Origin of the sequence: Cyanobium sp. Alchichica 3B3-8F6 (genome assembly GCF_024346435.1) — a bacterium.
GTDB lineage: Bacteria > Cyanobacteriota > Cyanobacteriia > PCC-6307 > Cyanobiaceae > Cyanobium_A.
In genome coordinates, this window is the sequence record NZ_JAGQCZ010000012.1 from 1 (window position 1) to 25,802 (window position 25,802).

Sequence of the window (25,802 nt, forward strand, 5' to 3'; positions counted from 1 at the left end):
ACCAGTTATCGTGCCAACGGTAAACGCTGGGTAGCCATGTGCGGAGTGGATAACCGCTGAAAGCATCTAAGTGGGAAGCCCACCTCAAGATGAGTATTCCCATGGCGTTAGCCAGTAAGGTCACGGGAAGAACACCCGTTGATAGGCTCTATGTGGAAGCGCAGTAATGCGTGAAGCAGAGGAGTACTAATAGACCGAGGGCTTGACCAAAACTCGAGCTCTAAAAGCTTTTTTCCAGGCGAAAGACATTCAGCTTTTCTTTTGAAGAGTTGGGAGTCTTTCTAGGCTATGCAGTTCTCAGGGTTCAACCTGGGAATGAAGAGAGGAGTCACCGAGAGGTGATTTCTATCCTGGTGTCCATGGCGCAGTGGAACCACTCCGATCCATCTCGAACTCGGTTGTGAAACGCTGCAGCGGCGACGATATTTGGGGGGCAGCCCCCTGAGAAAATAGCTCGATGCCAGGTAAAACCTTCATTCCATCTTCTGGTTGATCTGCTTTGGTTTCCTTTTGGAAGCCTGAAATCAGCGATCTCCCCTTGAAGCAGAAAGCCACCCCCCTGGGTGGCTTTTTTGTTGGGCGCTACTCTCCAACCATCGACCCCGAAAATCCAAGGTGTGGTTTTCAGTGCTGCATCCCGCTCGTCGATTCCGGCTGATGCGCCAAATCCGCCGGTTTCGATCGTTCTGGCTGGCTTATCGGCTTTGGTTGCAGATGGACTGCGTCGATCTCAGCGCCGCATTTGCTTATCACAGTCTGCAGTCTGTCTTCCCCGTTCTGCTGATCGCGTTATCGCTGGCAGCGAAGCTGTTGGGCCGTGATGAGGGCTTGGTTGAGCGCTTGCTCAACATCGTTTTCACCGTGCTGCCTAGTACGGCGATTCCGGTTTTTGAAGCAACGCTATCGGCTTTTTTGCGCCAGGGCGTGGGTGCTGGGCTGTTGGGTGTGGTGGTGCTGGTGTTAACCGCCAGCAATGCCTATCTCACGCTTCAACGGGGGGCGGATCGCCTCTGGTGGGATCGCTCCGTTGGGTTTGAGGGGTTGTCGTGGCTGGCTTTGCTGCGCCGCTATCTGCAGTTGCGGATCAAGGCCCTCGGCCTGGTGTCGTTGTTTGCTGTGCTGATCGTGGTGGATCAAGCATTCACCAATATGCGATTGCTGGGCTCTACCGGACTGCGAGACGGGTTACTAGCCATCTGGCCTTGGGCTCGCGGTATCCAGCAGCCCGTGTCCTGGGGGCTGGACTTGATCATTTCCCTAGGCCTCAGCGTTTCCGCTTCGCTCCTGTTGCTTTGGGTGTTGCCATCGCGTCGTGTCCCCTGGCGACCCCTGATCCCCGGGGCCGCGCTGATCGGGGTGTCGCTCACGTTTCTGAATCTGGTGCTGGGCCGTGTGCTGGTCACCCTGGGGATCCGGTTTCAGGCCTATGGACTGGTTGGCGGCGTCTTGGTGCTGAGTCTTTGGGTCTGGTTGGTGGGTGTGATCCTCTACTACGGCCAATGTCTCTGCGTCGTTCTCGATCGCCCCAACCGCGCCAGGATGGATTTCCCCTGAAGGCCTGGGCCAGCGGCGATGCAGCGCTCGAACACCTGGATCTGGTTGTTGTTGGCGGCCCTGCTGCTGTTGGCGCCTGGGCCGCTCGGGCGTTTCGTGCTCGATCTTGTGGGCGGCATCACCCTCGTCTTGCTGCTGTTGCCGCTGTTGCTTGGAGCGGCGGGGTTCGTGGCGTGGCAGGTGATCCAGAAGCGCCTGCTCACCTGCCCAGCCTGTGGGTTCACGAGCATGGCCACCGACAGTTGCCCTGCCTGTGGCGCGCCCTTCGGCGATGGCATCAATGCCGGGTCACCTGTTGATCAACTGGATGTCAGCAACGTCACTATCGATGTGGAGGTGGTAGAGGACAACTGAACAGCGCAGGAACAAATCTAGAGGCACCATGGCTTTTGCGTTAGCGCTCTTCAGGGGCGGGCAAGCTCCTCAAGCCGGCGTTCCCTGAGATACAGAAACAGCGGCGCGCCGCAGGCAAAGGCCAACGTTACGCAGCTGAACAGCACCCAGGCCAGCCCGCGCATCTGCAGGCGCCGGCTTTCCTGCACCATCCAGATCACCACTGCCGTTGCGCCGATGGCCAGATCGCGCGATAGCGAACTCGCCGCCGGATTGGCATTGGCCAGTTGCACGAACAGCCCGAGGTCAAAGCTGGCGCCGTACTCGCGGATGAACGCAAGGTTGGACAGCCAGGGCAGGATCGCTCCAGCAATTGCCAGGGCGAGATAGAGCCATTTCACGGCTCGTGGGCCGCCGCTCGGGGGGGTGGCGTTGTCGGACGTCAGTTCGGTCGAGGGGGCCATCGTGGTTGCAGGGTTCAGCGGGACTCGGTCATTAAGGGGATTCAAGTCTTAGGGGGATTCCGGCATCGGTCCGGCAGCCTCGCTGCTGTCGTCCCACAGCAACAGTTCCTGTTCCACGCTTGCGAGCACGGTCTCGCAGCGCTCGATGTAGGCCCGTGCGCGCCGATACAGGCCGGTCATCTCTTCCACATCGAGGTCGTTGGCCTGGAGGGCGGCCAGGGTGAGTTGCAGAGCTGTTTGTGCTTCGTTGTAGGAGAGATCAGCCGCGGCCGTGGCGGCCGCGTTCTGCTCACTGCTGCCGGTTGTTTGTCGGGGTTTCGCCTTGGGCATGATTCAGCGTGACAGGGGTAGCTGGGCCTCGGCCTGAATGTCGCGCACCACGGCATTGGCGCGGCCATCCCGGAGCTGGACGACCACGGGGCTTCCCACGTGCAGCTGTTGGATCGACCGCACCAGGGTGCCATCGGGGCTGCGGAGCAGGCTGAAGCCGCGGGCCAGCTGGTGCTCGGGTGAGAGCGCTTGCAACAGATGCTGCGCCTGCAGCAGGTGCTGGCGCTTCGATGCCAGCAGGCCCTGGGGGTGGAGACCCACCAAGCGCTCGCGCTCCCGCCCCAGGCGTTGCCCCTCGGCCTGAAGCCGCCACTGCACCAGCTGACGCAGATGGCGCGCCTGCTGCCGCAATCCCTGGAGCGTGGCGTGGCGATCGGGCAACAGGGCGACCAGCGCGGCGGTGGGGGTGGCGGCCCGCAGGTCAGCCACGAGGTCGGCGATGGTGGTGTCGTCTTCGTGGCCAATGCCGCTCACCACGGGCACCGGGCAGGTCGCAATGCTGCGGGCGACCTCTTCGTTGTCGAACACCGCCAGATCTTCGCGGCTGCCGCCACCGCGGCCGATCACCACCGCCTCGATCCCCAGGGCCTCCGCCTGGCGCCCCAGCTGGTGCAGGGCGCGGCAGATCTCGGTTTGAACAGGGCCCTGCACGGGGATCGGCACCACGAGCAGCCCGGTGGCGGGCCAGCGCTCCTGGGCGGTGCGCAGCATGTCGGCGAGGGCCGAGCTGGGGCGGCTGGTGAGCAGGGCAATCCGGCGCGGGAAGGGGGGCAGGGGCCTTTTGCGGGCCGGATCCAGCAGGCCTTCGGCCGTCAGCCGTTCTCGCACCTGCTCAAATTGGCGCAGCACGCTGCTGAGGCTGGGCCGGATGTCGAGGGCCTGAACGCACAGGCTGGCCCGGCTGCTCCAGAAGTTGAGCTTGCCCACCACCACGACGCCGTCGCCGTCTTCGGGAACAAAGCTGAGCTTGCCCAGTTGGGAGGCCCAGACCACCGCGGAGATCGAGGCCTGGTCGTCGACCAGCGTCATCCACAGATGGCCCTTCTTGAGCTGGGGGCGGCTGACGGTGGCATCCAGCAGGAAGCGGGGCGCAAAGCCGCGTTCCAGCAGGCTGGCCACTGCCCCATTCAGCTCCGCCACGCTGTAGCGCGGGATGGCGGGGCTGTCCCCTGTGCTCGTCATTGCTGCAGCTGGCGGTAGCAGCTCCACCAGTAGAGGCTCACCAATCCGGCGACCAGTGCCACCGCCTGGCCGATGGGATGGTCGATCCGGATCAGCCCTGCCGCACAGATCACCAGGGCGCTGCTCAGCAGCCTCGAGCCATCACGGCGGTTGTTGACGTAGAAACGGGCCAAGGTGGCAGCGCCGGAAGGGCCCAGTTTGGACCAGCCGCTTGCCCCCTGGCTTGACAGCTGGCGGGGCCTCCCTTAGGCAGGGGGGCGGTCAGCGGTCTCCGTTATTACCACCCTGCGCGCGTCTACCGGTCCGTCCCTGCGCCAGCGCCTGCAGGCGCAGTTGTCGGCCCCCTTGCCGGAGCAGCCCGAGCTGGTGCTCGTCACCGATCTGGATGGCACCCTGCTGGGCGGATCACTCGCGGAGCGTCGCCGCTTCTACGCCTGGCTGGAGCAGCAGCGTGGCCGGGTGCTGCATGTGTTCTGCACGGGCCGCGACCTGGGCTCCGTGGCCCGGTTGCTGGCGGAAGACGAGCACGTGGGCCTACGGGCGCCGCATCTGGTGATCGGCGATGTGGGTTGCACCGTGGCCTGCGGAGCGAGCCTGGAGCCGCTGCCCCTGGCGGTGGATCCGATTGAGGCCCGCTGGCAGGGCAAGCCCGACCGTGTGCTGGCGGTGATGGCCGGGGCTGCGGGGGTTTCCCCCCAGCCGATTAGCAGCCAGCGGAGGCTCGCCTACTACTACGACCCCGAATCCTTCGATCATGGCCTGATCGCCGAGCTGGAGGCCCACGGTGTCGATTGCCTGCTCTCCGATAACCGCTACCTCGATGTGCTCCCCGCCGGAGTCAACAAGGGCAGCACGTTGCAGGCCCTGGTGCGGGCCCTGGAGATTGATCCCGCCCTGGTCGTCACCGCGGGCGACACCCTCAATGACCTGGCCATGTTCGAAACCGGTCTGGCCGGGGTGATGGTGGGCAATGCCGAGCCAGCGTTGCGGGCGGAGGCCCACCGTTTGCGCGGCACCTACGTGGCCCGCTCCCCGGGGTGTGAGGGAATCTGCGAAGGCTTGCACCACTTTGGATTTGGCCACTTGCTGCCCCAGCGCTAACGCTTGCCCTCCTGCAGGCGCGCCTTGGTGAGGGCTGTGGCCTGGGCCTGGCGCGGATCTTCCGGCCAGGGGTGCTTGGGGTAGCGCCCCCGCAGCTCCTTGCGCACCTCCGGGTAGCTGTTCTGCCAGAAGCCGGCCAGGTCTTGGGTGATGGCCGCCGGCCGGCCCGCTGGGGTGAGCAGGTGCACTGTCACCGGCAGCTGGCCGTCGAGCACCGTGGGGTTGGCGCGGGCCCCGAACAGTTCCTGCAGCTTTACCGCCAGCACCGGTTGGCCGCTGCTGTAGTCGAGGTTGACTGCACGGCCGGAAGGCACTGGTAAAGCGGGCGGCAGCAGCCGCTCCAGCTCCAGGCGCAGACTCCAGGCGCAGTCGCCCCAGAGGGCTTCAGCCAGGGGCAGGCCCTGAAGCTCGTCGCGGCTGCGCAGACCCAGCAGATGGGGGCCCAGCCAGTGCTCCAGGTCATCCAGCAGCTGGGGCAGGCTGCGATCGGGCCAGGGATCGCCCAGCTGCTGGTGGGCCAGGGTCAGGCGCTGCTGCAATTGGCGGCTGCTGCGATCCCACGGCAGCACCTCCAATCCCAGCTGCCGCAACCCGTCGAGTAGGGCGCTGCGGATGCGCTCGGGGTCGGCCTCTGCCCAGGGGCGGCGCTCCAGCACCAGGGCTCCGAGGCGGAGGCTGCGTTCGCAGCGCACCCGCTGGCTCTCCCCATCCCAGCGAGCCTCCAGCACTGTGCGCCCCTGGCCGCCAGGCTGCTCGGCGAGCTCCCGCAGCTGTTCGGGAACGAGGGGCACGGCCAGTTGGATGCGGGCATCCTGGCCCTGGCCATCCAGCTGGGCGATTGCCAATGCGGTGCAGGCCACCAGGGGGTCGTCAGGGTGGAGCACGGCCCCGCGGCCGCCGCTGAGCAGAAACCTGCCGGCTTGTCCGGGGCGTGCCAGGGCCAGCCGTTCGGGAAAGGCCGCGGCCACCAGTTGGGCCACGGTGGTTGCGGTGGACGTGGTTGCGTTGGACGTCGTTGCGGTGGGGGCGGCTGCGGTCTGTGGTGGAGGTTTCTGCTGGGAGGGCAGCTGGCGCACCTGGCGGCGCAGCTGGGCCTGCAGCTGGCGCAGGCGTCGACGTGGCCCATCGGCGCCACCCGCCTGCCCCAGCCAGTCGAGGCGGCGCAGCAGATCACTGCCGGCCTCCTGGCGCGTCAGGGGATCGCGCTCGCTCAGCAGCACCGCCAGAGCGCTGGCCAGATCGAGTTGCCCGAGGGATGCGCCCAGCAGCAGCAGCTGGGCCAGGCGCGGGTGCAGTCCCAGCTGGGCCAGCTGCTGACCATGGACGTTCAGTCGTCCTTGCGCGTCGAGGGCGCCGAGCTGCTCCAGGCGTTGGCGGGCCTCGTGCAGGGGGGCCGGTGCGGGCGGGTCGAGCCAGGTCAGGTCGGTGCCGAGGGGATCGCCCCATTGGGCCAGTTGCAGAGCCAGGGGCAGCGGATCCACGTCCAGCAACTCCGGTGGGTCGTAGGCGGGGCGCCGTTGCTGTTCGGCGGGCGACCACAGGCGCAGGCAGCGGCCCGGGCCCAGGCGCCCGGCCCGGCCGGCCCGTTGCTCGGCACTGGCCTGGCTGGCGGGCACGGTCACCAACCCGTCGAGTCCGCTGCCGGGATCGAAGCGGGTGCGGCGACTCAGGCCGCTGTCGAGCACCAGGGTGACGCCCGCGAGGGTCAGGGAGCTCTCGGCGATGGAGGTCGCCAGCACCACCTTGCCGGCCGGGTGGCGGGCTGGACCGATCGCGCGGCTCTGGGCGGCCAGGTGCAGGTTGCCGTGGAGGGGAACGCAGTCGATCTCCCCGCCCCAGGCGGTGGCGCTGATCGCCCGGCTGCAGGCTTCGATCTCGCGCAGCCCTGGCAGAAACACCAGCACCGTTTCGCCATCGCCCCGCTGGTCGAGCCAGTGCTGCTCCAGCCCCCGCACCACCTGCTGCTCCAGCCGCTCGCCCGGTCGCGGAGGCTGGTGGCTGATCGCGACCGGATGGCGGCGTCCCTCACTGCTGAGCACGGTGGCCTCCGGCAGTTGCACGGCCAGGGGGGCGAGGTTGAGGGTGGCCGACATCACCACCAGCCGCAGATCTGGCCGCAACAGCTCCCTCACCTGGCGCACCAGGGCCAGGGCCAGGTCTGTGTCGGCGCCGCGCTCGTGGAACTCGTCGAAGATCAGGCAGTCGACCCCCTCGAGGGCGGGTTCGCGCTGCAGGCGACGCAGGAACAGGCCGTCGGTGAGCACCTCCAGGCGGGTGGCTGCCGACGTGCGGGATTCCAGCCGCACGCTGTAGCCCACCCGTTCCCCCACCGCTTCGCCCAGTTCGGCCGCCAGCCGCTGAGCCGCTGCCTTGGCGGCGAGGCGGCGGGGCTCCAGCATCCAGATCCGCCCGGAGCCCAATCCGGCCAACAGGGCCAGCGGCACCCGGGTGGTTTTGCCGGCGCCCGGCGGGGCCTGGAGCAGCACTGTTGCCCCCGGGGAGCAGGCTTCCAGCAGGGGCGCCAGCAGGCCATCGATGGGCAGGAGCGCTGGCGTGGCCGCCTCAGCGCACGTGGCGAACGCCATCAACCGGGTGGTAGGCCTCGCCGGTGAGCTCTTCGTACACAATCGCCGGCAGACCGGTTTCAAACATGGTCTGCAGGGCTTCTTTGAGGTAAGGGTTCCAGCCGCCCGTGCTCACCTTGCCGTGGCGCACGGTCCAGTCCCAGGTGCCCTGCAGGTCGCGGGGGATGCGGCCTTCGCGGTCGCGCCGGGCCACGAGGTCCTGGGATTCCACCAGGCCCACCAGGATCGGATCTTTGCCGTAGGCGGGGGTGATGCTGAGCTCGAGCCGGATCGGATCCTCTTTGATCAGCTTGAGGCGAAAACGCGGCGGCAGCTTGAGATTGCGCAGCACTGCAGCCACGATTCGGGTCCGTTGATCCACCGTCTGTCTCCGCTGAAAAGCACGTGCTCAACGGTGAGCCTATTCAGCTGGGGTCACCGGGGTAAGCAGGCTGTTCGTTGTCGCCACTGAAGCGCACGGTGAGCAAGTCTTCTTGTGTGAGCTGGCCGTCAGCGTCCAGCAGTTCGGGATGGATGGTGAGCCGCCCGGTGCGGTCGTTGCCGGTTGCCGTTGTGATGGTGCTGCTGCCGACCGCATCGCGATCACCGGGGCGCGGCACGGCCCGAAAGCCCTGGCCCATCACCTTGAATGCCTGCCAGAGCAGGACCAGGAAACAGGCGCCGTACAGAAGCGGGAAGAGCTGGGAGATCAAGGCGTTCATGGCCGGGGGGTTGGCCGCAGATCAGGGGAGTCGTGTCGCCTCCCCATCATTGCCTGCTCTGTGCTGCTGGTGTTGGCCAGCATCCAGGCCCACAGGGTGGTGCAGGCGGCTCCGAAAGCCAGGAATGCAAGCAGGAGCCGCTCCATGTCCATGACTTGATGGAAATATTTATTAATCGTAGAGGTTTTGGCGCTGGCTGCGGCTCGCCGTGCTTGCTGGGGTCGCTGGCTCGTCTGGTGGGGATCTCCCCCTGGTGGCTGGGGTGGATCTGCTTAGGGTTTCGCCAGTTGTTGTGCCGTGGTGATGGCTGGATTGCGTACTGGGCCTTGGCTGTGTTCCGGACTGCTCGCCGCGGGGCTGCTGGTGTCGGCGGGAGAAGGGGGTGGTGGGGTTGGAGCCGGCCTGGGTGCTGGTGCCGCCCGTGCCCAGGGGGTTGTCGCGCCGAGTTTGGCCCGCCAGTCGTTTGTGGCGGCCGCCGTGCGCCGGGCCGGGCCAGCCGTGGTCACCATCGACACCGAGCGCACCGTGGTGGTGCCCGGGGTCGGTGGCGGGTTGCCGCGGGGCCTGCTCAACGACCCGCTGTTCCGCCAGTTCTTCGGCATGCCCCAGCTGCAGCAGCCCTCGCAACGCACCGAGCGCGGCACCGGCAGCGGCTTCATCTATCAGGCTGATGGGCTGCTGCTCACCAACGCCCATGTGGTGGAAAAGAGCGACCGGGTGACCGTGGGGATGCAGGACGGCCGCCGCCTACAGGGCACGGTGGTCGGATTGGATCGCCTCACCGACTTGGCGGTGGTCAAGCTGGCCGGCGGCGGCCCCTGGCCAGTGGCGCCCCTGGGTAATTCCGACACGCTGCAGGTGGGCGAATGGGCCATTGCCGTGGGCAATCCCTTCGGGCTCGACAACACCGTGACGATGGGGATCATCAGCAACCTCAACCGCAATGCCAGCAAGCTCGGCATCACCGACAAGCGGCTGGACCTGATTCAGACGGATGCGGCCATCAACCCTGGTAATTCCGGCGGGCCCTTGCTCAACGCGGACGGCGAGGTGATCGGCATCAACACCCTGGTGCGCTCCGGTCCGGGGGCTGGCTTGGGGTTTGCGATCCCCATCAACAGGGCTAGGGAGATCGCCCGTCAGCTGGTGGCCACGGGTCGGGCTAGCCATCCAGTGATCGGCGTGGGCCTCGACGCAGTCAGACCCGGCGATGGCACGGGCCTGAGCCAGGGGGTGCGAGTGATGTCGGTGCAGTCAGGTAGCCCGGCGGCCCGGGCTGGCCTGCAGCAGGGCGATGTGATCGTGGCGGTCGGTGGACAAGCCCTTGCCAACCCACCCCAGTTGGTGGCCGCGGTGGAGCGGGCTGGAGTGGGGGGCAGCCTGCCGCTGAGCATCAACCGGGCCGGACGAGTGATTCAGATCACGGTGGTGCCGGCCCAGTTGGGTGTGACGCCTTAGCCCTCTTGCCCCCAATGGTGGGGGAGGCCTGTGGGGATCTTGGGTGGTGCGCCGAGCTGTTGGCGCATGACCCACTGGGTGGCGGCCTTTTGGCTGTGCCAGGCCTGCAGGAGCTGTTTGGCGATGCCCTGCAGGGCTTGGGGATCGGCGGTGGCCTCGATGGCTCTGTTCATCCGCTCCAGCTCAAATTGCTGGCCGAGGCTGAGGGCGAGTGGTTCGGACATGGCACGCACCGCTGGGAGCTGTTGGACGTTCCAACGCTACAAAGTGTTTCAGTTGCGTGCGTAGCCGTTGCAACAGGGCGCCGCGTCTGTGCGGATTTGCTGTTGTGCGTTTGGGGGCGCCCTGCGGAGCTCAGGACTGCTCGCGCAGCTGTTCCACGCAGCGGGTCACACAGGCCCCGTCGTCCAGGGAGCAGGTGGTGATGCACTCGAAGTACACCTCCATCGCATCGCCGGCGTTGTAGGCCTCGCTGTGGGAGGCCATCCCGGCGTGTTCCATGCCGAAGCCACCACTGCCCAGGGGGGCTCCACCCAGATTTCCGGTTCCCATGTGTCCCTTACCCATGATCTCCACCAGAAGCGACGTCTTGTCAGCCTATGCACACCAACCCAGGGGCACCACTGAAATGAGTCTTCCTGCCTAAGGGACCGTGAAGTTGTGTGTTGCGCAGGCGGCGCGATGGCTTCAGCTCGCTTTGGCCTGAAGTTTGCGGGAGGCCTGCTTAGCTTTGTTGGCAGCCTGTTTGGCCGCCTTGCGCTGGGCTTCCGCCTCCTGGCGTGCCAGTTCGGCCTCTTCCTCTTTCTTGCTGAGGTAATAGGCGTAGTCACCCCGGTAGAGCACCAGCTGGCCATCGCGGATTTCCACAATCCGGTTGGCCACCCGGGAGATGAAGTAGCGGTCGTGGCTCACCAGCAGGGCGGCGCCCTCGTAGTCGATCAGGGCGTCCTCCAGCATTTGTTTGGCGGGAATGTCGAGGTGGTTGGTGGGTTCGTCCAGCACCAGCAGGTTGCAGGGGGAGAGCAGCATCAGGGCCAGGGCCAGCCTGGCTTTCTCGCCACCGGAAAGCTTGCCGGCCTCCTTGAACACGCTTTCGTTGGAAAAGCAGAAACTGCCCAGCAGGGAGCGCACCTGGGTTTGGGTCCAGTCGGGAACGACCTCGAAGATCGTGTCGATCACGGTTTTGGAGAGGTCGAGGGCTTCGGCTTGGTTTTGCTCGAAGTAGCCCGCCACCACGTTGTGCTCCCCCAGCCGGGCGGCGCCGTCTTCTGGTTGCTCACTGCCCATGATCAGCCGCAACAGGGTGGATTTGCCGGCCCCATTGGGCCCTACAAAGGCAATGCGGTCGCCCCGCTCCACCTCCAGTTCCGCCCCTAGAAACAGGATCTGGTCGCCGTAGCTGTGGGTGAGGTTCTGGATCTCTGCCACCAGCCGCCCTGAGCGGGGGGCTTCAGGGAAGCGGAAGCGCGGACCGCCGACACTCTCAATCGGGGCCTCCACGCGCTCAACTTTTTCCAGCAATTTTTCGCGGCTCTTGGCCTGGGTGGAGCGGGTGGCGCTGGCCCGGAAGCGATCGATGTAGGCCTGCTGGGCACTCAGTTCCTTCTGCTGACGCTCGAAGGCTGCCTGGGTGGCCTCGCGCTCCAAGGCTTTCTGTTCGAGGTGCTGGCTGTAGTTGCCGAGGTAGGTGCGCGATACCCCACGCTCCGTTTCCACGATCTGGTTGCAGACCCGATCCAGAAAGGTGCGGTCGTGGCTGATCACCACCAGGGCTGCGGTCTGCTCGACCAGGTAGCCCTCCAGCCACTGGATCGTTTCCACATCCAGGTGGTTGGTGGGTTCGTCGAGCAGTAGCAGATCCGGCTCCTGCAGCAGGATTTTGCCCAGCGCAATGCGCATCTGCCAACCGCCGGAGTAATCGCCCACCAGCTGCTCGGCGCCCTCGGGCGTGAAGCCGATCGTGGGTAGCAGTTTGTCGATGCGGGCATCGAGCTCGTAGCCGTGCAGGCCTTCGAAGCGGCTGTGCAGCTGTCCAAGCTCGTGGATCAGCGCATCGAGATGGTCGGGATCGGTGGCCGCCTGTTCGCTGGCCATGGCGTGCTCCACCGCGTGCTGGCGCATCAGCACCTCAGCCGCTTCGCCGAAGGCCTGGAACAGCTCCTCCCGCACCGTGCGGGCCGGATCCACGTCGAATTCCTGTTGCAGGTAGGCAATGCGGGGTTCGCCCTGCTTCACCACCGCGCCGCTGCTGGGCTCTTCAAGCCCGGCGATGATCTTCATCTGGGTCGATTTGCCGGCCCCGTTGACGCCCACCAGGCCGATGCGATCGCCGGCCTTCACTTCCCAGGTGACGTCCCGCAGCACCTCACCGGTGGGATAGATCTTGCCGATGCGTTCGAGGCGGAGCACGGAGTCTGGGAAAGGCGAGGGGCGGGCAACCGGGCCAGCTGCTCCAAACCATCATCCCTGGTGGCCGATCGGGAGAGGGCTGGGCGCTGGGCTACCTGGTGCAGACTCCATTCAGAGAGCTCCTGTGCCAGCGATGATCAAGCGCTTAGAGCAGGTGGCGGCCCTGGTGGTCGCAGCTGGCCTGGCGATCGTCAGTTACTGGCTCTTCTTCAGTTGGGCCGGTGGCGACAGGGATCGGCGTCCCGACCGGGAGCGGAGCTCAGAGGCCGCCCCGGGCCTTTACCAGCCACTGCTTGCTGTCGCTGTCATCGAGGCTGGCGACGTAACGGCGCACCTCATCAGCGGTGACGGGCAGGTTGAAAGCCGATCCGAGGTCGACAATCCGACCCACAGCGCCGTTGGGATCCTGCAGGGCCTGCCGGAACAGGGCCTGGGTTAACTCTTGGTCTGCGCTGATCCGGCCATAGAGCTCGGCGGCATTGCCTGCATTCAAGTTGCTGGCATTCACGTTGCTGGCAGTCATGGCAGACAGCTCGATGGGCCGAGGTTACTGGCTCTCAACCAATGGCACACAGCGCGATTGCGGCTTGGGCAGGTGCCATCAAGCCGCGCGACGGCCTTCGCCGCTTTCCGGCGTGCCGCAGGCGGAGGCGTCTTCCATGCTGCGGGCATCGAGGCAGAGCACTTTGCGCAGCTCGGCGTAGTTGGCGGCGAGGGCCTGGCGACCCTCCTGCTCGGCGCCGTATTCGGCCCGCTGCAGCACGTGATGCAGGTGGGTGAGCAGGTACGTGCTGATCACGGCCGACACCAGCACGTCGCTGCGCTCGGCGGTGCGGCGTTTGCGGCTGTTGGTGGTGGCTCCAGCAGAGCGGGTTGTGGAGGAACGGGGCACGGGGTGCACCTCCGAGGGGATGAATGCCATCAGTATAGTCTTGGATACTACCCTTGCCTATCTCTGTACACTCTTGGGTAGCCAGCAGGTCCTGGCTTTTGATTTCTTTCCTGATCCCCGCGTGGCGACTCGGCAGACCTCTTCCAGTGGCAAGGCCAAATCGCCGCGCATTCAGGTGGTGTTGCCGGAAGACCTCTGCCAGCGCCTTGCTGAGCTGGCTGAGCTCGAATCCCGCACGGTCAGCAACATGGCCAAGGTGCTGATTCAGCAGGGGGTCGAGAGGCTGGAGCAGGCCCCAGTCCCGCCCGACCCCCGCACCCAGGCCGAGCTGCAGGCTGCCCTGTTCCGCCAAGGGCTGGAAGCCCGTCAGGGCCAGACCCCCCAGCGCCTGCGCGGTGCACCGCGTCGGGTTCGGCTGCACCGTCCGGGCTGAACTGGAGCGTTCGCTCAGGCCTGGGGCCGGGCGCAGACCCCGAGCACCGCGGCCCGACTGGCTCCGGTGACCGATGGCAGGCTGCCCCGGTGGCCCCGGGCGTGCCACCAGGCGAGCAGGGCAAAGGCCAGGGCTTCGCGTTCGGCTTCACCGATGCCCAGCTCCTGCAGGGGGCGCACGATCAGGCCGCGGCAGCGCTGCCGCAGTTGCTCCATCAGGAGGCCATTGCGGCAGCCCCCGCCGGCCACCAGTAGTTCGATCGGTTGCGGGCCATGGCCCAGCTCCTGGGCGACGACGGCGGCGCTGAAGCCGGTCAGGGTGGCCAGGGCATCGTCTGGGGTTCGGTTCCCGAGCTCGCTGAGGCGCCGTTCCAGGTCGGCTTGGCCGAACAGCTCCCGGCCGGTGGACTTCGGCGGCGGCGTTTGGAAGTAGGGCTCATTCAACCAGCGCTCGATCAGGGCCTCATCGATCCGGCCGCGGCGGGCCCAGGCCCCATCGGCGTCGTAGGTCAGCTGGTCACCACTGAACTGGCGGGTGGCCAGATCCAGCAGGGTGTTGGCGGGCCCGCAGTCCCAGCCCCGCACCGGCAGGTGGCGCTGGGGGCCACTGACCGGCGGGATCAAGGTGAGATTGGCGATGCCCCCCAGATTCAGCACCGCTCGCCAACCGCCGCTGCGTCCCAGCAGGGCCTGGTCGGCGGGGGGCACCAGTGGCGCCCCCTGACCGCCGAGGGCCAGGTCGGCGCTGCGGAAATCGAACACCACGGGTCTTCCCAGCAACTCGGCCAGCAGCGGCCCCTGCAGCAGTTGCCAGCTGGCACCTCGGCGGCCGGCCTGGGGCGGTCGGTGCCAGAGGGTCTGGCCATGGCAGCCCACCAGCTGGGCCCTGCCGGTTGGATCACAGGCTCGGGCCGCTAGGGCTTGCTGTTCGGTGACGGCTTCCGCCACCTCCAGCAACTCCGCCGTGCTGCACGGTTGCCCCTGGCCGATGCCGATCAGCTGGTGTTGCAGCTCGGCGGGGTAGGGGCTGAAGTGATGGGCGTCCAGGTGCCAACGCGGGTGTTGGGGTGGGCCGGTAAAGCTGGCCAGCACGGCATCCACGCCATCGGCGCTGGTGCCGCTCATCAACCCCAACACCCGCATCAGGCCCGATTCACTTGTTGGGCTGGGGAGTCATGCGCAGGTAGGGCTTCACTTCGGTGACGCCTTTGGGGAACTTGCTGCGGGCCTCGTCGGTGGGGATGGAGGGCACCACGACACAGTCGTCGCCGTCTTTCCAGTTCACCGGGGTGGCCACGGAGTGGTTGTCGGTGAGCTGTAGGGAATCGATCACCCGCAGGATTTCATTGAAGTTGCGGCCGGTGCTGGCGGGGTAGGTGATCTGCAGGCGCAGCTTCTTGTTGGGGTCGATGATGAACACCGAGCGCACCGTCAGGTTGTTGAGCGCGTTGGGGTGGATCATCCCGTAGAGATCGCTCACTTTCTTGTCGGCGTCCGCCAGAATCGGATAGTCGACGGTGGTGTTCTGGGTCTCGTTGATGTCGCAGATCCAGCCGTTGTGGCTCTCGGCGGAGTCCACGCTCAGGGCGATGGTTTTGACGTTGCGCTTCTGCCACTCGGGGCGCAGCCGGGACACTTCGCCCAGTTCAGTCGTGCAGACCGGGGTGTAGTCGGCGGGGTGGGAGAACAGCACGACCCAGCTGTCGCCAGCGAAGTCGTACAGGTTGATCGGACCCAGCTGGGAATTCTGGGTGAAATCGGGAACGGTGTCGCCGAGTTGAAGGGCCATGGCAGCTGCAGGGCAAGATGCAACGAAGAGGTGATCGTGCCACAACTCAGCGCTCGGATGTGGTGTTCGTGGTCCCGCCGCCATCGACGGGCCAGCTGCGTAGCTCCTGGCGCAGGTGCTGCAGCCCCAGGCAGGCGGTGGCCGAGACGAACAGAGCCAAGGGCTCGAGGGCCCGGGCCCGCTCCATTTCTCCGGCGGCACAGCGGTCGATTTGATTCGCAACTAGGCGCCGTGGAGCCACGGCCCCGAGCGAGTCGAGGATCCCATTCACCGTGCGCCACTGCTCCGGCCAGGCCGGATCGGACAGGTCGACCACGATCAGCAGCCCGTCGGCCTCCAGGGTTTCCTCCAGGGTGGAGCGGAAGGCTTCCAGCAGAGGCGGCGGCAGATCGCGGATGAAGCCCACGGTGTCGGTGACCAGCACCGGTTCCGGCAATTCGATCCGACGGGTGGTGGGATCCAGAGTGGCGAACAGCTTGTTCTCCGCCAGCACGGCCTGCTCCTCCGTGGCGCGGGTAAGGGCGTTGAGCAGAGAGCTTTTGCCGGCATTGGTGTAGCCCACCAGCGCCAGTCGACGCAGGCCCTGGCGGCCGCGGCGCAAGCGGGCCCGGTGGTCGCCGAGCTGGGTCACCTCGCGCTGGAGCCGCTCGATCCGGCGGGCGATGGCGCGGCGGTCTTTCTCCAGCTGGGTTTCCCCCGGCCCCCGGGTGCCGATGCCGCCCCCCTGCCGCGACAGGCTGCGGCCGCGGCCCGTGAGCCGTGGCAGCCGGTAGCGCAGCTGGGCCAGCTCCACCTGAAGGCGCCCGGCCGCGCTGGCGGCGCGCTGGGCAAAAATGTCGAGAATCAGTTCGCTGCGGTCGCTCACCGGCAGGTCGAGCAGGCGCTCGAGGTTGCGGGCCTGCACCGGAGTGAGTTCCCGGTCGGTCACCACCAGAGTGGCGCCCACGCGCCGGGCCTCCAGCGCCGCTTCGAGCACCTTCCCTTCGCCCCAGAGGGTTTGGGGGGCCACCTGGCTGCGCCGCTGTTCCACCACCCCCACCGGCAGCGCGCCGGCACTGCCCACCAAGCCTTCCAGTTCGGCGATCAACCGTTGGGCGGCGCCCCGATCACCGGGGGTGAGGACTAGCAGCAGCACCCGTTCTGAGGTGGCCTGGCCGGGGGAGCCAGCCGCCGTTGTCGCGGCTGGCTCATGGGAAGGGGCGATGCTGAGGTGATCGCGGTTGCAGAGTTGGAGCAGATCCGCCTCGTCGTCGCTCACCCAGGGGTCTGGGGCGTCGGGCTGGGCCACGAGCAGCTGCGCGGGCCAATGTCCCCCGGATTGGGGCTGGTCGCCAAAGCGCAGCCACAGCCGGGGCGCCAGATCCAGCCCCACGATCCCTTCCTGACGCCCTGGCTGGAGCTGTTTGGTGCGGCCGCAGCAGGTGAGCAAGCGCAGGTCTGTGCCCTGGCGGCGGTCGGAGCCAGGGAGGCGCTCCAGCAACCTGCCCGATTGCTCCAGGGGCCCCACCCACAGCAGCCGGCACAGGCCGCGGCCATCCACCACCAGGGTGAGGGGCAGCTCGAGCTCGCGGCTTTCGCCGGCCAGCCGTTGCAGGCAGAGCAGCTCGGCCACCTGGTCGTCGGGGTGGCGGCGGTGGCAGAGCCTCTCCAGGCGCCGTTTCTGGGACGGCCTCAGCCCGGCCGTGCGCCCCGCCAGGACGCCTTGCTTCACCACCGGTGGGCCAGGGGGGCGAGGTGGTTCATGGGCGCTGCACCTTCACCCAGCGGATGCCGGCGGCGTGGGCCCCGGTGCCATCTTCCGGGCTGTCGCCCACGTGCCACACCTCTGAAGCGGTCAGGTTGAGCTGGGCCAGGGCCTGCTGGTAGGGCCGGGGATCGGGTTTGGCCGCTCCCACCGCCGACGACACCACCACGGCCTCTAGCCACTCTCCCAGGCCCAGGCTGTCCAGCAGCCCTGGCAGGCGGCTGTCGAAATTGCTGACCACCGCCAGCCGCAGGCCGCGGCGGTGCCAAGCCTCCAGATGGGCCGGTACGTCGTCGTAGACCCGCCAGAGGTCGGCCTGGGCAAAGCGGCGGAACAGTGCCCGTCCCAGCTCCGGTGGCGGCTCAGATTCCGCGCCGACGCCCTCGTCCTCTCCCTGGCCCTCGGCACCGGCGGCGGCCAGCACCTCGGCAATCCGGGCGCTCCACCAGCCGATCTCGGCCTCCTCCAGGGCTGGGCTGTCCAGAGCCGGGGAGGCCAGTTCTGGGAAGGCCAAGGGTGGCGCCTGCCGGTAGATGCGGGGAAAGTGCCGATCGATGGCGGCGGGATCCACCGTGAGGCCATGGTGGGCGGCCAGCTCGGCATAGGTGGCGCCCACGCTGCTGCGCAAACCGATCAGGGTGCCCATGGCATCGAGCAACAGGCCGCGCGGCGTCATCGCGGCCAGTCCGCCAGCCAACCGGCGGCCACCTTCAGCTGATGGGAGGGGCCCGGCAGGCGGGTCAGATAGGCCAGTTTGCGGATCTGGAATGCCGCCGCACCGGCCAGGGTGAATCCCCCGCCCGTGAGGCTGGCTTCCCCCTCGCCAAGGCTCATCATTTCGCCGAGGTCGGTGTAGTGGAAGGCCTCCAGCGGCTCCTGGGCCAGCGATTTCAACAGATTGCCGGCCAGGCACTCGGCCTGCTGGAAGGCCACCTGGGCGGTGGCGGGCAGGGCTTGGTCCGCGTCCTCGGCATCCACGTGGGCGATATCGCCGAGGGCGAACACGTGGGGGTGATTGCGCAGCTGCAGGCTGGGCTCACAGACCAGCCGCCCGAGGCGGTCGGTCACAGCAGCAGGTTCGGGACTGAGCTCCGGGGCCTGGAAGCGCAGGCCGGCGGTCCAGATCACGCCATCAACGCTGAGGTGCTCGGGTCCGCTTGGTCCCTTTAGCAACAGGCCACCGACCTCCACGGCCTCCACATGGGTGTGAGTGCGCAAGCGCACATCCCGCCGCTGCAGGGCCAGATCCGCCTGCTCGCGGTTGAACGCTTTGGCCTGGGGCAGCAGACCTGGCCCCTGTTCAATCACCTCGACAATGGCGCTGCCCTGGAGTTGATCGGCCAGCTTGCAGGCCAGTTCCACGCCGCTGGCCCCGGCACCCACCACCGCCAGCCGTTGCAGCGGCCTGGCGCGCTCCTTGAGGCTGTGGATCAGGCGCTGCAGGCGCTCCACATCGGCCAGGGAGCGAAAGCCGAGGCTGTGCTCCGTGACGCCCGGAATTCCGAAACTGTTGGACTGGGCTCCGGTAGCGACCACCAGCCGGCTGTAGGGGAGCTCTCGCCCCGCGGCGGTGTGCACCCGAGAGGCTGCGGTGTCGATCCGCACCACCCGATCCTGGAGCCAGGCCACGCCTTTGCCGGCCAGAAGCGTGTCGTAGCGGGGGGCAATTTCCCAGCTGCGCAGTTCACCGCTGAGAAGCTCGTAGAGCAGCGGCAGAAATAAGAAGCGATCGTTCGGTTCGATCAGCAGGATCGGTGGATGCTGGCGCCGGGTGGCAAGCGCCAGGGCGGTGTAGAGCCCGCCAAACCCTCCTCCCACGATCAGCACCGGGGCTGTTGCCGGCGTCGCCACAGACTCCGCCATTGGTTGTGGTCCACTGCCAACACCGTCGATCGAACCCTAACCAGCAGCCCAGCCCAAGGGCGATGATGTCCTGATGCAGTCGGCCTCCGCCCCCACGCTTCCTCTCGATGGCGCCGGTCAGCCGATTGATCTGGCGGCGACACGGCAGCAGTTGGCCGCGCTGTCGGCCCAGGAGCGGCTGCGCTGGGCCCAGGACACCTTCGGGGCGGGGTTTGCCCTCACCACCAGTTTCGGCATCCAATCGGCGGTGCTGCTGCACATGGTGAGCGCGCTGGGCCAGCAAACCGGCCTGCCGGTGCCGGTGATCTGGGTGGATACGGGCTATCTGCCCGCGGAGACCTACCAATACGCCGATCGGCTCGTTCAGCAGCTTCAGCTCCACCTGGTGGTGGCCCAGTCGCCGATCAGCCCGGCTCGGATGGAAGCGCTGCATGGCCGGCTTTGGGAAACCGAGCAGGTGGGAGATCTCGAGCTCTACCACCGCATCCGCAAGGTGGAGCCCCTCGACCGAGCCCTCACCGAGTTGGGGGTGACCTGCTGGGCCAGTGGGGTGCGCGGCAGCCAGACCGATCACCGCCGGGCTATGGAGCCGCTCGATCCAGTGCGGCAGCGCTGGTCGCTGCGCCCGCTGCTGTCCTGGAGCAAGCGGGATGTGCACTACTACATGGAAGAGCACCAGTTGCCCCAGCACCCGCTGTTTGAGCAGGGGTATTCCACTGTGGGGGACTGGCACTCCAGTGCTCCCGACGCCGCTGATGTCAGCGGCCGGGCCACCCGCTTCGGTGGTCTCAAGCAGGAGTGCGGCATTCATCTGCCTGGGCTGATGGGCGAGGGCATCTGAGCGCCGATCCGGCTGGGCAGGCTCGTTGGCTGTTGATCGGCAACAGCCGATGGCACTGGGCCACGGGCCAACCCGGATCGCTTCGCTGCTGGAGCGGGGTTCCAGGCGCGGAGAAGCCTGAAGGGCTAACGGCCTGGGCCGCCGTGGGCCCGGTGCCCGCCTGGTTGCCGCTGGAGCGACGCGTGCTGAGCGGCGATGTGCCCCTGGGTGATCTGCCCGCTTGGTTGGGGGTGGATCGTGCTCTGGGTGCCTGGTGGGCCTGGCACCAGAGCGGGGCACCGGTGCTGGTGGCCGATGCCGGCACCGCCTTGAGCCTCACCCGGGTCAGCGCCGAGGGCTGTTTTGCAGGCGGACAGCTGCTGGCGGGTGCGGCCCTGCAGTTGCGGGCCCTGGGTGCCGGAACCGCCGGCTTGCCCGGGCTGGAGCTCCCCGTGGCGCTGCCTCAGCAGCGCTGGCCCAGTGCCACCGCTGAGGCCATGGCCGCCGGGGTGTTGCGGGGGTTGGCGGCCGCGGTGGCCCAGGCTGCCCGGGAGGCGGTGGCGGAAGCTCCTTGCTGTCGCCTCTGGATCACGGGCGGCGATGGGGAGCTGTTGTTGCCGCTGGTGCGGGAGCTGTTGGTGGAGGGTGACCTCCAGGTGCAGCCCGCTCCCGCGTTGGTGCTCGAGGCCCTGGCAGCCCTCAGGCCAGACCCAGGTCGCTGAGGATGGTGTCGGCCATGGTTTCGGCCTTCACCTTCGTGTAGATCTTTTCGAGCTTGCCATCGGCATCCACCACGAAGGTGTGGCGCATCATGCCCATGTACTCCTTGCCCATGAACTTCTTGAGTCCATAGCTCTCGTAGGCCGTCGCCACGGGGCAGGGCTCCCCATCGCTGAGCAGGGTGAACGGAAGGCTGTATTTGGCGATGAATTTGGCGTGGCTGGTTGCTCCGTCTTTGCTGATGCCCAGCACCGTGATGCCGTGCTGCGCAAAGGCGTCCCACTGGTCGCGGAAATTGCAGGCTTCCTTGGTGCAGCCAGGGGTGTCGTCCTTCGGATAGAAGTAGATCACCACCCGCTGGCCCTTGAACTGGGACAGGCTGACCGTTTCGCCCGCCTCGTTGGGCAAGCTGAAATCCGGGGCTGGAACACCGATCTTTAGGGCCATGGAACGCTCCAGCTTGGACGCAGAATTAAGACGCACGTGAGCCTAGGCATCGGCTTGGATCGGTCGCTGAAGGTTTCTCCTCAGCAGCCCCAGCTCTGGTTGGGCCCGCTGCGGGGCGCTGATCTCAGCAGCCTCTCGCCCCTGGAGCGGGGCTGGGGCGAGGGGCTGCCCGAGGGTCAGCGCCAGCGCTATTGGTACAGCCGGGCAGCACTACGGCAGCAACTGGCCGCCGTGCTGGGCCTGGGGCCGGTCCAGGTTCCCCTGCACAGCCCGCCCGGCTGCCCGCCCCGACTCGATCAGGGGTTGGGCTGGATCAGCCTCAGCCATAGCGGCGAGGGGCTGTTGATCGGCTACTCCCGGCAGCCGATTGGGGTGGATCTCGAACCGGCAGGCCGCCCCTTGGATGCGGCCGGGCTGCTGCGGCGGTTTTATCCCGTGGCGGAACAGGCGCGACTGCAGGGCCTGGCCGGGGAGGACCTGCGGCAGGCGGTGCTCACCAGCTGGGTGCTCAAGGAAGCCGCCATCAAATGGCGCCAGCGCAGTTTGGCGGCCGAGCTCAGCCAGTGGTGTTACGACGATTCCAGCGGGCGATTGCATCACTTGGGCGACGGCGTGCAGCCGGATTGCCGCAGTGCAGTGCATGCCGGTTGGCGTTGGGCCGCGGTTGGTGCTGGCTGTGCCGAGCCCAGCCTGCATAGCGCCTCGGCCCTTCGGTAGGAGAGCACGATTGCCATAATATTTAAGTTGCAACTGATGGCAGACTAGGTTTTCACTTTTGTGCCAATGTGCGCCATCCATTCCGCTTCTTTTCTGACATGCGGCAGTGCCTGACTAAGTTTGAATGGACTGATCCGTTATTCTTGTGATTATGCGTTTACTGTCGTCCCTTTTTGTGGGTACGGCCCTCTCGGTGGTGGCCCTGCCAATGTTGGCGGCTGGCAACAACAACCTGCCGGTTCGCTGGAGTCCCCATGGTTCGGTGCGACCCACTAATCAAGACGCCTTGAATACGTTTTTAGAGTCTGGCGAAATCATCAATCGGTGTCTGGAGCTTGGCTTGAATCGCTCCGGTTGGACCGCTGAAGAGATGCGTGAGGGCATGAAAAAATTGTATGGCGTCGACTTCATTGGTGTTTCCCGCTTCCTTTTTTCGGAAGCTGGTGAAAAGTTCCTCAACAACCAAATCGCCAGCTATTTCCCCTCCCGGAGCTTAAATACCCACGTGATGCAGGCTCTGCGATCGGCGATCCTTGCGGACGCCCGTGACGCTCAGATCTCCTCGGCCGGCATCATCAATGCACTGTTAACGGATATGCGTCAGGCCGACTTCTGCGATACCACTACCGGAGCAAAAAGTGTCCGTGCTGAAGGCCCTTGCCAGGGTGATCCCCAGCCCACCTCCATGTTGTCGGGGTTTGTGTTCCTGCCCGCCTACATCCAGGCCAACCAGATGGCCGATCCCTTTGCCGACATGCGCGCTACCCATGCTCCTTTTCCGCAGGTACAGCCATAAGTGAGCCCGCTGCTCAGCGCTTGTGGGCGCGCAGCAGGGTGTGCGCCACCGTTTGGGGCAGCTGCTGGCCCAGGTGCCGTTGGAAGCCTTGTTGCAGCAGCTCGATCGCGGCAGGGGTTAGGGGAGCCCCGCGCATGGCGTTCAGCTGCTGCAGATAGGTGCTCTCCGGTGCCAGCCAGCGTGCCAGCAGCACCGTTGATAGCTCCAGCTGGAGGGCTTCCTGCCAGTGCTGTTGCTCCACGCGCCAGCCCTGGTCGATCAGGGCTTGCCTGGCCAGCTGGCCAGGGTTGGGCTCCTGTTGCAGCTGTTGGCGTTCCAAGGCGCTGAGCTCCTCGAGCAGCGGCTGGAGGGCGGGCTCGGCTGCGCGGCTCAAGGCTTGCAGCCCGGCGGCTGGCCCCAGTTGGGGGGTGCTGAACAGCAGTCGCCATTGGCCGTTGGCACTCATCTGGGCTCCCACGGCGGCAATCCACGTGTCGATCTGTTGGGCGTTCAGCCCGCGCCAGGGTTGCCGTGCCACCGCCCAGTCGAAGCGCGACCCCTCCCCGGGCTCGAGTTGGGATCGGAGGCTGGCGGGAGCGTCGGCTTGTACCACCAGCAGTTGGGGTTGGCGCAGGGCATCGAGCACCTGCAGCTGGGCTTGCAGCCGCTCCAGGTCGGATGGTTGCCCCACGGTGATCACCACGCCGCCCTCCGGGGTGGCGGCGAGCGGGTCGAGGGCCCACAGCAACGATCGCGCCTCCAGCACCAGCACCCGGTCGTGCCGCTGCCAGTGGGCGCCGTCCCAGAACCGGCGTCTCAGGTCGTCGAGCCGTTCTCCTTCGGCGGTGGCCTGGCGCTGCAGCCAGCGCTCCAGCTGGGGATCGTCCGGGCTGCTGCTCAGCACATCACCCTGATCGGCGGCCAGTTCGGCCGCGGCGGCCAGCTGGGCGGCCCGCCTTTGCTGCAGCCGTTCTCGCCGTTGGCCCTCCCAACCCAGGTTGCCGGGTTGCCAGAAGACCTCTCCCTGGAGTGAGTTGGGTAGGTATTGCTGGGCGACCCAGTGCTCGGCGTAGGCATGGGGGTAGCGGTAACCCACCCCATCGCCGAAGGCCTGGCCATCGCGATGGGCATCCCGCAGGTGGGACGGCACCTGTTGCCGGTTGGTTTCCCGCACGCTCTTAAGTGCGTCGAAGAAGCCCAGCACACTGTTGCTTTTTTCCGCTCCAGCCAGGTAGAGGGCCGCCTGGGCAAGGGGGTAGAGCCCCTCGGGCAGGCCCACCCGTTCGAAGGCCGCCGCACAGGCTTCCACCACCACCACCGCCTGGGGATCGGCCAGGCCGATGTCTTCGCCGGCGGCGATCAGCATGCGTCTGAAGATGAAGCGGGGGTTCTCGCCGGCTTCCACCATCCGGGCCAGCCAGAACAGGGCCGCATCCGCATCGGAGCCCCGCAGCGACTTGATGAAGGCACTGATCGTGTCGAAGTGGGCATCCCCCTGCTTGTCGTAGAGCACTGCCCGCTGCTGGATCGACTCCTCGGCGATCGTCAGGTCGATGACGATCTGGCTGTCGCCATTGGGCTGGGTGGTTTCCACCGCCAGCTCCAGGGCATTGAGCAGGCTGCGGGCATCGCCGCCGGCCACATCAACCAGGTGGTCGGCGGCCTCTTGGGTCACCCGGATCGACCGGTCGCCATAGCCCACTTCGGCGTCCCGCAGGGCCCGATCCAGGAGCTGGTGCAGGTGGGGTGGTTCCAGGGGTTGCAGCCGAAACAGCCGCGAACGGCTCACCAGGGCTTTGTTGACCTCGAAGTAGGGGTTTTCGGTGGTGGCGCCAATCAAGGTGAGCGTGCCGTTTTCCACCCAGGGCAGCAGGGCATCCTGCTGGGCGCTGTTGAAGCGGTGCACCTCATCAATGAACAGCGTGGTGCGCAGGCCGTGGCGGGCCAGGCGCTCCTTGGCACCGTCCACCTCAATTCTTAGATCCTTGACGCCGGCGAGCACGGCATTGAGGCTGCTGAAGTGGGCCCGGGTGCTGCCGGCGATGATCCGGGCCAGGGTGGTTTTGCCCACGCCGGGTGGGCCGTGCAGGATCAGGTTGCCGACCCGGTCGGCGGCGATGGCGCGGCGCAACAGGCGGCCGGGGCCCAGGATCGATTCCTGGCCCACGAAGTCGTCGAGGCTGCGGGGGCGCAGCCTGTCGGCCAGGGGCGCCACCTTCTCCAGGGTGATGTCGCGTTGATGGCTGAACAGGTCGCTCAAGGGCGCTCACGGGGATTCGCGGCAACTCCCGCCGCCACCCATCATCGGCCCGCTGGCGATACGCTCCGGCCATGCGGTTTGCCTGCTCCATCGTGCGCTCTTCCGCCCTCGGGGCCGGGCTGGCGACTGCCCTATCAACTGCAGTGGCAGCCGGGTTATTGCTGGGCTGCCGCCAGGAGCCTGAATCGGCCCGGCGATTGCCTTTGGTGCAGAGCCAGCTGATCGAGCCGGCTGCGTTTCAGGCCAGTTTCGACACGGTGAGTACCCTCGAGGCAGCTGCCGAAGTGAATCTGGCGGCCCAGGCCGGAGGGCGGATCCAGCAGTTGCTGGTGCGCCAGGGCGATTCGGTGCGCCAGGGCCAGTTGCTGTTGGTGCTCGACCAGACCCAGCTGCGAGCGGAGGTGGCCAGCCTCCGCGCCCAGATGCAGACCAACCAGCTCAACTACCAGCGCTACCAGGAGCTCGCCCGCCAAGGTGCCGCCAGCGCCCTGCAACGGGATGAATTCCGGCAGGCTTACGTCGCCGCGCGGGAGGCGCTGGTGGCGCGGCAGGCGGATCTGGCTTTCAAAGACCTTCGGGCTCCGATCAGCGGCATTGTGGCCGATCTGCGCGTCAAGCAAGGCGACGTGATCCAGCCGGGGGTTCCCCTCACTCGCTTGATTCGCAACGATCGCCTGCTCGCCCGCATCGATGTGCCGGCCGTTTACGCCGGGCAGGTGCGGACGGGCCAGCGGGTGCTGCTGCTCGATCCCGCCAGCTCCCAGCCCCTGGCGGAGGGTCAGGTGAGCTCGGTAGATCCGGGGGTGACGGCCTCCACCCAGACGTTGCTGGTAAAAGCCGCGTTTGCCAATCCCCGCCGCAACCTGCGCAACGGCCAGCGCAGCCGCACCCGCTTGGTGCTCGACCGACGTGAGGAGCTGGCGCTGCCCTTCACGGCGGTGACCCAACTGGCGGGCCAGTCATTTGTTTATATGGTGGGAAGTCTGGCGGATCTGGAACGGCAACCTGGCAAGGCACCCATGGCAGAGCTGCGCAAACTGCCACCAGGCACCAGCTTTGCCCTGCAGACACCGGTGCAACTTGGCGATTTGCAGGACAATCGCTATCCCGTGCGGCGGGGCCTGCAGCCGGGTGATCGGGTGATCACGGCTGGCCTGCTCAACCTGCGCCACGGCGCTCCGGTGCAGCTGGCGGGGAACTCCGTCTCAAAAGCCCCATGAGGCAAG

29 protein-coding genes and 2 rRNA genes are annotated in these 25,802 nt (G+C 66.8%); 12 read left to right on the forward strand and 19 right to left on the reverse strand.

The annotated features are described in order from the left end of the window. The 4 genes from KBY65_RS10375 to KBY65_RS10390 all read left to right on the forward strand — a co-directional run. Nucleotides 1-210, forward strand: a 23S ribosomal RNA gene (locus KBY65_RS10375); the annotation flags it as partial. 139 nt (nucleotides 211-349) lie between these two features. After that, nucleotides 350-466: ribosomal RNA gene (gene rrf, locus KBY65_RS10380) — 5S ribosomal RNA — on the forward strand. A gap of 248 nt (nucleotides 467-714) precedes the next feature. Further along, nucleotides 715-1,554 (forward strand): YihY/virulence factor BrkB family protein, encoded by an 840-nt coding sequence (locus KBY65_RS10385; protein ID WP_255001590.1) that lies wholly within the window; start codon nucleotides 715-717, stop codon nucleotides 1,552-1,554. 18 nt (nucleotides 1,555-1,572) lie between these two features. Further along, nucleotides 1,573-1,908: a hypothetical protein gene (locus KBY65_RS10390; protein WP_255001542.1), complete on the forward strand. Its 336-nt coding sequence runs from the start codon at nucleotides 1,573-1,575 to the stop codon at nucleotides 1,906-1,908. Nucleotides 1,909-1,958: 50 nt separating this feature from the next. Here the strand turns inward: KBY65_RS10390 and KBY65_RS10395 are convergent, their stop codons facing one another. Genes KBY65_RS10395 through KBY65_RS10410 form a run of 4 tightly spaced genes read right to left on the reverse strand, consistent with a single transcriptional unit; the run spans nucleotide 1,959 to nucleotide 4,036 of the window. Beyond that, complete coding sequence (locus KBY65_RS10395; protein ID WP_094561648.1) at nucleotides 1,959-2,351, reverse strand: DUF2834 domain-containing protein; 393 nt, start codon at nucleotides 2,349-2,351, stop codon at nucleotides 1,959-1,961. 48 nt (nucleotides 2,352-2,399) lie between these two features. Further along, nucleotides 2,400-2,681 (reverse strand): exodeoxyribonuclease VII small subunit, encoded by a 282-nt coding sequence (xseB, locus tag KBY65_RS10400; protein ID WP_094561647.1) that lies wholly within the window; start codon nucleotides 2,679-2,681, stop codon nucleotides 2,400-2,402. Between the two features lie 3 nt (nucleotides 2,682-2,684). Next, nucleotides 2,685-3,863, reverse strand: coding sequence for an exodeoxyribonuclease VII large subunit (gene xseA / locus KBY65_RS10405; protein WP_255001543.1), 1,179 nt, complete (start codon nucleotides 3,861-3,863; stop codon nucleotides 2,685-2,687). After that, a complete protein-coding gene (locus KBY65_RS10410; RefSeq protein ID WP_198953905.1) occupies nucleotides 3,860-4,036 on the reverse strand; it encodes a hypothetical protein in 177 nt (58 codons plus the stop codon). The genes xseA and KBY65_RS10410 overlap by 4 nt, the downstream gene beginning before the upstream one ends. A gap of 160 nt (nucleotides 4,037-4,196) precedes the next feature. Here KBY65_RS10410 and KBY65_RS10415 point away from each other — a divergent pair, with 160 nt between their 5' ends. Next, nucleotides 4,197-4,964: an HAD family hydrolase gene (locus tag KBY65_RS10415; RefSeq protein ID WP_233128781.1), complete on the forward strand. Its 768-nt coding sequence runs from the start codon at nucleotides 4,197-4,199 to the stop codon at nucleotides 4,962-4,964. On the opposite strand, the gene hrpB is transcribed toward KBY65_RS10415, so the two are convergent. From hrpB to KBY65_RS10430, 3 genes are read right to left on the reverse strand one after another with little or no spacing between them, the layout of a single operon-like run. After that, the gene (hrpB, locus tag KBY65_RS10420; RefSeq protein ID WP_255001544.1) at nucleotides 4,961-7,549 is read right to left on the reverse strand and encodes an ATP-dependent helicase HrpB; all 2,589 of its coding nucleotides are present in this window, start codon (nucleotides 7,547-7,549) and stop codon (nucleotides 4,961-4,963) included. The genes KBY65_RS10415 and hrpB overlap by 4 nt on opposite strands. Next, nucleotides 7,527-7,910: a hypothetical protein gene (locus KBY65_RS10425; protein ID WP_094561644.1), complete on the reverse strand. Its 384-nt coding sequence runs from the start codon at nucleotides 7,908-7,910 to the stop codon at nucleotides 7,527-7,529. The genes hrpB and KBY65_RS10425 overlap by 23 nt, the downstream gene beginning before the upstream one ends. A 43-nt stretch (nucleotides 7,911-7,953) precedes the next feature. Beyond that, on the reverse strand, nucleotides 7,954-8,250 hold the full coding sequence (locus KBY65_RS10430) for a DUF2973 domain-containing protein (RefSeq protein ID WP_255001545.1): 297 nt from the start codon (nucleotides 8,248-8,250) through the stop codon (nucleotides 7,954-7,956). 303 nt (nucleotides 8,251-8,553) lie between these two features. Between KBY65_RS10430 and KBY65_RS10435 the strand changes: the two genes are divergently transcribed. Further along, nucleotides 8,554-9,708: a trypsin-like peptidase domain-containing protein gene (locus tag KBY65_RS10435; RefSeq protein WP_094561656.1), complete on the forward strand. Its 1,155-nt coding sequence runs from the start codon at nucleotides 8,554-8,556 to the stop codon at nucleotides 9,706-9,708. On the opposite strand, the gene KBY65_RS10440 is transcribed toward KBY65_RS10435, so the two are convergent. From KBY65_RS10440 to KBY65_RS10460, 5 genes are all read right to left on the reverse strand, one after another. Continuing rightward, nucleotides 9,705-9,932, reverse strand: a complete 228-nt coding sequence (locus KBY65_RS10440; protein ID WP_255001546.1) for a hypothetical protein — start codon at nucleotides 9,930-9,932, stop codon at nucleotides 9,705-9,707. The two genes, KBY65_RS10435 and KBY65_RS10440, sit on opposite strands and share 4 nt — an antisense overlap. A gap of 130 nt (nucleotides 9,933-10,062) precedes the next feature. Beyond that, entirely contained in the window at nucleotides 10,063-10,275 is a 213-nt protein-coding gene (locus KBY65_RS10445) for a hypothetical protein (RefSeq protein ID WP_255001593.1), read from the reverse strand. A gap of 120 nt (nucleotides 10,276-10,395) precedes the next feature. Continuing rightward, the gene (locus KBY65_RS10450; protein WP_255001548.1) at nucleotides 10,396-12,117 is read right to left on the reverse strand and encodes an ABC-F family ATP-binding cassette domain-containing protein; all 1,722 of its coding nucleotides are present in this window, start codon (nucleotides 12,115-12,117) and stop codon (nucleotides 10,396-10,398) included. A gap of 259 nt (nucleotides 12,118-12,376) precedes the next feature. After that, a complete protein-coding gene (locus tag KBY65_RS10455; protein ID WP_094561639.1) occupies nucleotides 12,377-12,640 on the reverse strand; it encodes a hypothetical protein in 264 nt (87 codons plus the stop codon). Between the two features lie 78 nt (nucleotides 12,641-12,718). Continuing rightward, complete coding sequence (locus KBY65_RS10460; RefSeq protein WP_094561655.1) at nucleotides 12,719-13,009, reverse strand: hypothetical protein; 291 nt, start codon at nucleotides 13,007-13,009, stop codon at nucleotides 12,719-12,721. Between the two features lie 121 nt (nucleotides 13,010-13,130). Between KBY65_RS10460 and KBY65_RS10465 the strand changes: the two genes are divergently transcribed. After that, nucleotides 13,131-13,442, forward strand: coding sequence for a ribbon-helix-helix domain-containing protein (locus KBY65_RS10465; protein ID WP_094561654.1), 312 nt, complete (start codon nucleotides 13,131-13,133; stop codon nucleotides 13,440-13,442). A 14-nt stretch (nucleotides 13,443-13,456) separates the two neighbouring features. Here KBY65_RS10465 and KBY65_RS10470 read toward each other — a convergent pair whose 3' ends face one another. From KBY65_RS10470 to KBY65_RS10490, 5 genes are read right to left on the reverse strand one after another with little or no spacing between them, the layout of a single operon-like run. Continuing rightward, complete coding sequence (locus KBY65_RS10470; RefSeq protein ID WP_255001549.1) at nucleotides 13,457-14,584, reverse strand: anhydro-N-acetylmuramic acid kinase; 1,128 nt, start codon at nucleotides 14,582-14,584, stop codon at nucleotides 13,457-13,459. A 10-nt stretch (nucleotides 14,585-14,594) separates the two neighbouring features. Next, nucleotides 14,595-15,230 carry a peroxiredoxin gene (locus KBY65_RS10475; RefSeq protein WP_254988854.1) on the reverse strand — a complete coding sequence of 212 codons (636 nt, stop codon included), beginning with the start codon at nucleotides 15,228-15,230 and terminating at the stop codon, nucleotides 14,595-14,597. A gap of 46 nt (nucleotides 15,231-15,276) precedes the next feature. Then, nucleotides 15,277-16,941 carry a GTPase HflX gene (gene hflX, locus KBY65_RS10480; RefSeq protein ID WP_255001550.1) on the reverse strand — a complete coding sequence of 555 codons (1,665 nt, stop codon included), beginning with the start codon at nucleotides 16,939-16,941 and terminating at the stop codon, nucleotides 15,277-15,279. 28 nt (nucleotides 16,942-16,969) lie between these two features. Then, nucleotides 16,970-17,650: an HAD-IA family hydrolase gene (locus KBY65_RS10485; RefSeq protein WP_094561652.1), complete on the reverse strand. Its 681-nt coding sequence runs from the start codon at nucleotides 17,648-17,650 to the stop codon at nucleotides 16,970-16,972. Then, complete coding sequence (locus KBY65_RS10490) at nucleotides 17,647-18,837, reverse strand: NAD(P)/FAD-dependent oxidoreductase (RefSeq protein ID WP_255001551.1); 1,191 nt, start codon at nucleotides 18,835-18,837, stop codon at nucleotides 17,647-17,649. Before KBY65_RS10490 ends, KBY65_RS10485 begins: the two co-directional genes overlap by 4 nt. A gap of 73 nt (nucleotides 18,838-18,910) precedes the next feature. Between KBY65_RS10490 and KBY65_RS10495 the strand changes: the two genes are divergently transcribed. Together KBY65_RS10495 and KBY65_RS10500 are read left to right on the forward strand one after the other, a co-directional pair. Beyond that, nucleotides 18,911-19,678 carry a phosphoadenylyl-sulfate reductase gene (locus KBY65_RS10495; RefSeq protein ID WP_255001556.1) on the forward strand — a complete coding sequence of 256 codons (768 nt, stop codon included), beginning with the start codon at nucleotides 18,911-18,913 and terminating at the stop codon, nucleotides 19,676-19,678. Nucleotides 19,679-19,821: 143 nt separating this feature from the next. Then, on the forward strand, nucleotides 19,822-20,379 hold the full coding sequence (locus KBY65_RS10500) for a type III pantothenate kinase (protein WP_254988849.1): 558 nt from the start codon (nucleotides 19,822-19,824) through the stop codon (nucleotides 20,377-20,379). Here the strand turns inward: KBY65_RS10500 and bcp are convergent. After that, complete coding sequence (gene bcp / locus KBY65_RS10505) at nucleotides 20,357-20,824, reverse strand: thioredoxin-dependent thiol peroxidase (RefSeq protein WP_255001557.1); 468 nt, start codon at nucleotides 20,822-20,824, stop codon at nucleotides 20,357-20,359. The genes KBY65_RS10500 and bcp overlap by 23 nt on opposite strands. A 36-nt stretch (nucleotides 20,825-20,860) precedes the next feature. Between bcp and KBY65_RS13955 the strand changes: the two genes are divergently transcribed. Both KBY65_RS13955 and KBY65_RS10515 read left to right on the forward strand, forming a co-directional pair. After that, the gene (locus KBY65_RS13955; RefSeq protein ID WP_255001558.1) at nucleotides 20,861-21,541 is read left to right on the forward strand and encodes a 4'-phosphopantetheinyl transferase family protein; all 681 of its coding nucleotides are present in this window, start codon (nucleotides 20,861-20,863) and stop codon (nucleotides 21,539-21,541) included. A gap of 151 nt (nucleotides 21,542-21,692) precedes the next feature. Further along, complete coding sequence (locus KBY65_RS10515) at nucleotides 21,693-22,337, forward strand: alpha/beta hydrolase (protein ID WP_255001559.1); 645 nt, start codon at nucleotides 21,693-21,695, stop codon at nucleotides 22,335-22,337. Nucleotides 22,338-22,350: 13 nt separating this feature from the next. Here KBY65_RS10515 and KBY65_RS10520 read toward each other — a convergent pair whose 3' ends face one another. Then, nucleotides 22,351-24,576: an AAA family ATPase gene (locus KBY65_RS10520; RefSeq protein WP_255001561.1), complete on the reverse strand. Its 2,226-nt coding sequence runs from the start codon at nucleotides 24,574-24,576 to the stop codon at nucleotides 22,351-22,353. A 92-nt stretch (nucleotides 24,577-24,668) separates the two neighbouring features. On the opposite strand from KBY65_RS10520, the gene KBY65_RS10525 reads away from it, so the two are divergent. Continuing rightward, nucleotides 24,669-25,796 (forward strand): efflux RND transporter periplasmic adaptor subunit, encoded by a 1,128-nt coding sequence (locus KBY65_RS10525; protein WP_255001562.1) that lies wholly within the window; start codon nucleotides 24,669-24,671, stop codon nucleotides 25,794-25,796. The last annotated feature ends 6 nt before the right edge of the window (nucleotides 25,797-25,802 follow it).